The sequence below is a fragment of the Candidatus Binataceae bacterium genome (assembly GCA_035500095.1).
Lineage (GTDB): Bacteria > Desulfobacterota > Binatia > Binatales > Binataceae > JAKAVN01.
The window spans coordinates 21993-29007 of sequence record DATJXN010000008.1 but is presented as its reverse complement, the minus strand read 5'-3'; the positions used below and the strand labels follow the sequence as shown (position 1 = coordinate 29007).

Below are 7015 nucleotides of genomic sequence, written 5' to 3'. Positions count from 1 at the left end.
GTGCCGGCGGTAAACAGCATCGCCTCGGCCAACTGAGTCTTGCCGGTCGCCCCCTGGCCCACGATCGCGATGCTTCTCAGACGTCCGATTTCTTCCACAGCCATAGCCTTTGCTCCTGGGGAAGTCTTCTAGTTATGTCTGGCCCCCGTTCGTGATTCTCGCACCTGCGCCTGCCCCGCGCAGCGGCCCGCCAAGGCCGTGGTGGCGATGGTCGCCATACTTTTCGCTCTACGTCAATCGTATGCGCCTTCGATAGTCACGTCACCAGCGAGCACGCGGATGAGTTCTCCCCGGGCTTCCAGCAGCAGCGCTCCGTCGGGACCGATTCCCCGCACGGTCCCGCCGATACGGCTTTGTCCATCGACCACCGTGACCTGCCGTCCGGTGAGCGCCGAATAACGCTCCCAGGCGGGGCGTACGGCGGCGAACCCGCCCCTCATAGTTTCCATATAGCGAGAGTCAAGTCTGGAAAAAAGCTCGCCGGCAAGCTCGATCCGGTCGCATGGCCGTCCGGTCGCCGCCATCACGGAAGTTGCGCGGCTGCGCAGTTCCTCCGGGATATCCTCCGGCGCCAGGTTGAGATTGAGACCGATCCCGAGCAGCACGCAGGCCAGTCGATGATGCGAATCCGTCACCGCCTCCGCGATCATCCCGCCGGCCTTGCGTCCGCCAAGCCATACGTCGTTGGGCCACTTAAGCGCCACGATTCGCGGCGCGACCAGTTCCATCGTCTCTGCCACCGCGACCCCGGCGACCAGGCTCAGCAGCGCGGCCTCGGCGACCGGCATCTCGGGGCGCAGGATGAAGGTGCCGTAGAAGTTGACGCCGGGCGGAGAGTGCCACGTCCGGCCCATCCGTCCCCGCCCCGCCGTCTGCCGCTCGGCGATTACGACCTCGCCGTGAAGCGCGCCGCGTGCCGCCATTTCAGCCGCGGTCCGCTGCGTCGTTTCCAGCTCCTCGAAATAGTGGACGCGCCATCCGATGGTTTCCGAGGGGCGACCGGCTTCAGCTCGGCGGTAGGGATTCTCGGTCATTCAAGAGTTCCGCAAACGGTTACGGAGATCGTCACGCGGCAGCCGCCGTAGAATTAACCCTCGCGGCGCTACTGTGGCTTTATCAGCATGCTCAGATCGACGGCGGGCGCAGAATGGGTCAGCGCGCCGACGGAGATCAGGTCAATGCCGGTCTCCGCAATCGCGCGCACGCCCTCGAGCGTCACGCCGCCGGACACTTCGAGCAGCACGCGCCCGGCCGGAGCCATCGCACGCGCCCGGCGCACGTCGTCGAGCGTCATGTTGTCGAGCAGGATCGAATCGGCGCCGGCCGCGAGCGCCTCTTCGACCTGGGCCAGCGTCTCGCATTCGATCTCGATTCGCATCGTGTGCGGCGCGAGCTTGCGCGCGCCCTTGAACGCCGCGGTCACCGAGCCAGCGGCCGCGATATGGTTCTCCTTGATCAAAACTCCGCTATCGAGGCCGAAACGATGGTTAAATCCGCCGCCGGCGCGCACCGCGTACTTTTCGATCATGCGGAGCCCCGGATGGGTCTTGCGAGTGTCGATGATACGCGCGCCGGTGCCGACCACGGCGTCGACGTAGCGCCGGGTCATCGTCGCAATCCCCGACATCAGTTGCACCAGGTTGAGCGCCGTGCGCTCGCCGATCAGCAGGCCGCCCAGGCGGCCTTCGATTACTGCCGCGGTCTCGCCGCGCTCGAGAACCGTGCCTTCATGCGCGCACGCCGGAATCTCGGGCTCCGCGCCGGACAGGCGAAAGATCTCGGCCAGCAGCAGGCCGCCGCAAAACACGATGTGTGGCGCCTCCTTGACGATGATATCCGCGCGCCCGCGCTGGCCCGGCGCCACGGTCGCCGCAGTCGTGATGTCGCCCTGGCCGAGGTCTTCCTCCAGCGCGTTTCTGAGCAACGCGTTTACGTTGAGCCATTCGAGCTGATTGAACAGGTTCACGGCTCGGTTTCAGCTCGCTTCCAGGAGCCGCAACTGCTTGCGCAGCAGGTCCTGCTGACCCGCCAACTCCTGGGCGCGCTGCTGCATCTGCTCCTGCATCTCGCGTGCGGCCTTGGCGACGAAGTCGGGATTGTCGAGCCGCGCCTGATGCTGCTTGTGATGGGCGGTCACCTCTTCGAGCTTCTTGCGGATCGCCGCACGCGCCCGTTCGAAGTCGAACCCTTCGGGCGCCATCACCGCGACCTCGCACCATCCGAGCACCGCAGTTACGGTCCCGCCCGGCGCGGGCTCGGACGGACCGGCGAGCCCCAGGCTAGCTGTTTTGGCCATCGTCGCCACGTACGGCTTCCAGCGCTCGAATTCCTTGTGGAAGCCCGCTGCCGCCCCGTCGTCGCCGAGAAACTTGATCCGTGCTTCAACCCGCTGTCCCGGATGGTAGCCGAGCAGTGAGCGCAATGAGTTAAGCGCCTCGGTCGCCGCGATACAGCGCTCCATCGCCTGGGCTTCATCAGGCTTGAGCACACCCTCGAATGCGCGTACAGGAAATTTCGCGATCGCGAGATGCGGCGCGAGACCGGGGTCGCCGATATACGGCCGCAGCGTCTGCCAGATCTCTTCGGTGATGAACGGCATGAAGGGATGGAGCAGCCGCAGGAGACCGTCGAAGCATCGCACCAGCACCCAGCGCGCCGCGGCCTGGCGCTCGCCGCCCTGCTTGAGCGGCTCCTTCGCGAGCTCGATATACCAGTCACAGAATTCGTTCCAGATGAAGCGGTAGGCGCGGAGCGCCGCTACGTTGAATTCGTAGCGATCGACCGCGGCGGTGACCTCCACGATCGCGTCGTCGAGCGACGCCAGGATCCACCGCTCGGCAAGCGCGAGCCCGTCGAGGTTGGGGCGCGGGAGCGGCGCGGGCGCGCCTTCGAGGTTCATCAGCACAAAACGCGCGGCGTTCCATACCTTGTTGGCAAACGCGCGTGAAGCGGCAAGGCGATCATCGGAGAGGATGAGGTCGCGTCCCTGCACGCTGAGCTGCGCCAGGGTGAAGCGCACCGCGTCGGTGCCGTAGCGTTCCATGATCTGCAGCGGATCGACCACGTTGCCGCGCGACTTGGTCATCTTCTTGCCGTACTGGTCGCGCACGAGCGGCGTGATATAGACGTCGCGGAACGGAACCTGGCCGGTGCACTCGAGCCCCATCATCATCATCCGCGCAACCCAGAAAAAAATAATGTCGAAGCCGGTGATGAGCAGGCTGGTCGGGTAGTAGCGCACAAGCTCCGGCGTCTCTTCGGGCCATCCCAGGGTCGAAAACGGCCACAGCGCCGAACTGAACCAGGTGTCGAGCACGTCCTCTTCCTGGCGCAGATCGTCGCCGCCGCATTTGCCGCACGACGCCGGGCGCTCCGCCGCAACCATCATCTCGCCGCAGCGCTCGCACCAGTAGGCCGGGATGCGATGGCCCCACCACAGTTGGCGTGAGATGCACCAGTCGTAAACGCTCTCCATCCAGCTGAAATAGGTGTTCTCCCAGAATTTCGGATGGAACGTCGTGCGGCCGTCGCGCACCGCCGCCAGTGCTTCATCGGCGAGCGGCTTGACGCGCACGAACCATTGATTCGAAAGCATCGGCTCGACCACCGTCTCGCAGCGCGAACAGACGCCCAGGGAATGCTGATGCGGCTCCATCTTTTCCAGCAGCCCCTGCGCAGTCAGGTCCTCGACCACCTTGCGCCGGCAATCCTCGCGCGTCATCTCGCGGTACGGGCCGGCCTCGTCATTCATCCGCCCGTGCGTATCCATCACGGAGATTTGCGCCAGTTTGTGCCGCCGCCCCATCTGAAAATCGTTGAAGTCGTGCCCAGGCGTGATCTTGACCGCTCCCGAACCGAAGGCGGGATCGACGGCCGGGTCCGCAATTATCGGGATCTCGCGCCCGATGAGCGGAAGGACGATCTTCTTGCCGACCATTCCCTGATAGCGAGCGTCCTCCGGATGGACGGCCACCGCGGTGTCGCCGAGCATCGTTTCCGGGCGCGTCGTCGCTACCGTCACGGCGCCCGAGCCGTCGGCGAGCGGATAGCGGATGTACCAGAGATGACCGGGCGTCTCCTTGTGATCGACTTCGAGGTCGCTAAGCGCGGTCTCGCATCGCGGACACCAGTTGATCAGACTGAGCGCGCGGTAGATCAGCCCCTCGCGATACAGCCTGACGAAAATTTCGCTCACCGCGCGCGAGAGCCCCGGGTCGAGCGTGAAGCGCTCGCGGCTCCAATCGCAGGAGGCGCCGAGCCGGCGCAACTGGTTGAGAATCCTGCCGCCGTAGGTTTCGCGCCATTGCCAGACCCGCGCGACGAATGCATCGCGGCCAAGGTCGTGGCGGCTTTTGCCCTCTTTCGCCACTTCGCGCTCGACGACGTTTTGCGTCGCGATCCCCGCGTGATCGGTGCCCGGCTGCCAGAGCGTGTTGTAGCCCTGCATCCGGCGCGTGCGCACGATGACGTCGTGCAGCGTGACGTTCAGCGCGTGGCCGAGATGAAGCTGGCCGGTGACGTTCGGCGGCGGAATTACGATCGAGAAGACCGGACCGGGGCGGGACGGATCGGCCTTGAAATAGTCGAGGTCAATCCAGCGCTGAAACCAGTGCTCCTCCGCGGTCTTGGGGTCGAAAGTCTTGCCTAGTTCCAAGCGGCTTCCATTTTAGCGGGATATCGCGGCGCGTTCGACGGTTCGAAACTGATGCGAGAGGGGGGACTTGAACCCCCACGAGCTTGCGCTCACAAGGTCCTGAGCCTTGCGCGTCTGCCGTTCCGCCACTCTCGCGCACCGGTAGATGAAAGGGTTTAATCGGCTGGGAGCACGAATTCAAGCCGCCTGTCCGAACTGACGCGCTTGTGTGCGGTATTGGCGGGCTCTGGATGAGTGAAAACCTTTTGCGCCTCTCGGTCATAATCGCAACTCACGCACGTCCGGACGCGCTCGCGCGCCTGCTCGCGAGCCTCGCGCCGCAGGTCGCAAGCGCGACGGACGAGTCGGCCTGTGAAATCCTTGTGGCGGAAAATGGCACTCCCCTGCCCTCGGTTCTGCCGGGCACTGCGCCGCCGCTTAAGCATCTGCACGATCCGCGTCCAGGCAAGTGTCGGATCCAGAACGCCGCGATCCGCCAGGCCAGGGGCGAAATCATCGTTTGCCTTGACGACGACCTTGTCGCAGCGCCGCATTACCTCGACGAGGTCGAGCGCTTCTTCGCCGAGCATCCCGAGTTCGCGGCGATGAAGGGGCGCATCATGGCGGCCGAGGATCCGACGGCCAAGGTCGGTGTCGAGGCCGCGCCATGGCTCGATCTCCCAATCGTCGATCATGGCGAGGAGGTAATCGAAGTGCGCGGCGTGCTGGGCGCGAACATGGCGTTTCGCGCATCGGCGCTTGCGCGCGTCGGTCTTTTCGACGAGCGGCTGGGGCCGGGAGCGTGCGGTCACGAGGAGGAAACCGAAATGTCGGCGCGCCTCGCGCGTGCGGGATTCAGGATCGGTTATGCGCCGCGCGCGCTGGTTTATCACGACGTCGATGCGGCCCGCGCCGACCGCGCGCGCTTTCTCCGGATCGCGCGCGAGCGCGGACGATGCCGGATGATCCACGAATCGCACCGCGTGCTCGCGGTGCTCGCGGACAACGCAATCGCGGCGTTGCGCGTGTGGACGGCGCGTCTCGTGGGGGTGGGATCCGAGCGGCTCGCGCGCGAAGAGCGGCGCCTGGCGGTTGCACAGGGGATGCTTGACGGTCTGCGGTTTCGCGGCGCGCGGCCGCGTTGATTGTCGGTCGCGCTCGTCCCCCCCGCTCCGGCCCGCCACTTCAGTAAGCGCGCAGCTTAAATTCCTCTCCGGATTTTCCTCTCCGGTCTTTGGGGGTAGCAAGAGCAGACCCGTCAGAGCGAATCGATTATTTCGAGCAGCCGGGCCGAGTAATCGCTCCACGGATGGGCTTCAGCGGCGGCGCGCGCCTCGTCTTCGGTCAGATGCTTCGTCTCGAGCAGCGCCGCGAGGCGCTCGGCGATTTCGCCCGGGTCGGCCGGATCTTTCACCACAAACGGGCGCATCCCGGGCGGTAGCAGTTCGGCGACGCCGCATTGCGCGCTGACCATCACCCCGAGCCCCGCGGCCATCGCTTCCATCGCGACATTGCCGAACGGTTCGAAAAACGACGGCAGCGCAAAGGCGTCGGCGGCGCGAAAAAGCTGCTCGATCTGGCCGACCGCGCCGAGGAACCGCACGCGCGAGCCGATTCCCAACCGATGAGCCATCCGGATATAGCGAACCGCCGAGCGATCGCTGCCGGCGACAAGCAGGAATGGATGCGATTTCAGCGCCGGCCAGGCCTCGAGCAACGGGCCGAGTCCCTTGCGCGCGAAACCGTGGCCCGCGAACGCGACCACAGGAGCCCCGGTCTCGACTTCATACATCTGTCGAAAACGGGCGCGCTCGCCGAGGCCTGCGGGACGGAAGCGTCCGAGATCGACGCCGTTGTAGAGCGTCACCGCCTTTTCCGACTCGAGACCGAACTCGTCGATCAATTGCTTCCGCACCAGTTCTGAAACCGCAATTGTGCAGCGCAACGTCGGAGATTTGAAAGCCGCGCGTTCGGCGATGATCTGGGCGCGATGGTACGGCCGCAGCCGCATGGCCGCCGCCGCCCAGTTGCCGCGCCATCGCTGCGCCGCGCGCAGATAAACGCTATGCGCGCCGCCGCCGGAGCGCAGGATGTCGGCGCCCACGGCGCGCGCGAAACTGAGCACCAGTTCTGCGCCGTCGCGCCGCGCCTGGGCCGGGGCGTCCCACGCAAACCGCATCAGGCGAAACGGACCACCTGGCCATCGCGAGCCAACCTGAACCACAGGCCATCGCCCCGGCGCTCCGCGCGCTTCAGCGGTGTAGATGGTCAGGTCGTGTCCGGCGGCGACGAGACACTGTGCAGTTACGACAAGATCGCGTTCGGTGCCGCCGCCGGCGGGGTCGAAACGCCGCGCGATCAGCGCCACGCGCATTGCGAACC

General features: G+C 65.7%; 5 protein-coding genes and 1 tRNA gene. 1 reads left to right on the top strand and 5 read right to left on the bottom strand.

Annotated elements, in window-relative coordinates; translation table 11 throughout:
• Nucleotides 1–233: 233 nt before the first annotated feature.
• From VMI09_01020 to VMI09_01005, 4 genes are all read right to left on the bottom strand, one after another.
• Nucleotides 234–1034, bottom strand: coding sequence for a biotin--[acetyl-CoA-carboxylase] ligase (locus VMI09_01020; GenBank protein ID HTQ23243.1), 801 nt, complete (start codon nt 1032–1034; stop codon nt 234–236).
• Between the two features lie 68 nt (nt 1035–1102).
• Entirely contained in the window at nt 1103–1966 is an 864-nt protein-coding gene (gene nadC, locus VMI09_01015) for a carboxylating nicotinate-nucleotide diphosphorylase (protein HTQ23242.1), read from the bottom strand.
• A gap of 9 nt (nt 1967–1975) precedes the next feature.
• Nucleotides 1976–4654, bottom strand: a complete 2679-nt coding sequence (locus VMI09_01010) for a valine--tRNA ligase (protein HTQ23241.1) — start codon at nt 4652–4654, stop codon at nt 1976–1978.
• A 52-nt stretch (nt 4655–4706) separates the two neighbouring features.
• Nucleotides 4707–4789: transfer RNA gene (locus tag VMI09_01005), tRNA-Leu, on the bottom strand.
• A 95-nt stretch (nt 4790–4884) separates the two neighbouring features.
• On the opposite strand from VMI09_01005, the gene VMI09_01000 reads away from it, so the two are divergent.
• A complete protein-coding gene (locus VMI09_01000) occupies nt 4885–5778 on the top strand; it encodes a glycosyltransferase (protein ID HTQ23240.1) in 894 nt (297 codons plus the stop codon).
• Between the two features lie 113 nt (nt 5779–5891).
• Here the strand turns inward: VMI09_01000 and VMI09_00995 are convergent, their stop codons facing one another.
• Nucleotides 5892–7007, bottom strand: coding sequence for a glycosyltransferase family 4 protein (locus VMI09_00995; protein HTQ23239.1), 1116 nt, complete (start codon nt 7005–7007; stop codon nt 5892–5894).
• Nucleotides 7008–7015 lie beyond the last annotated feature (8 nt).

Excerpts from the sequence above, each read along its gene's own strand:
- VMI09_01020 (HTQ23243.1), bottom strand. The coding sequence starts at position 1,034 with ATGACCGAGAATCCCTACCGCCGAGCTGAAGCCGGTCGCCCCTCGGAA.
- VMI09_01000 (HTQ23240.1), top strand. The coding sequence starts at position 4,885 with ATGAGTGAAAACCTTTTGCGCCTCTCGGTCATAATCGCAACTCACGCA.
- VMI09_00995 (HTQ23239.1), bottom strand. The coding sequence starts at position 7,007 with ATGCGCGTGGCGCTGATCGCGCGGCGTTTCGACCCCGCCGGCGGCGGC.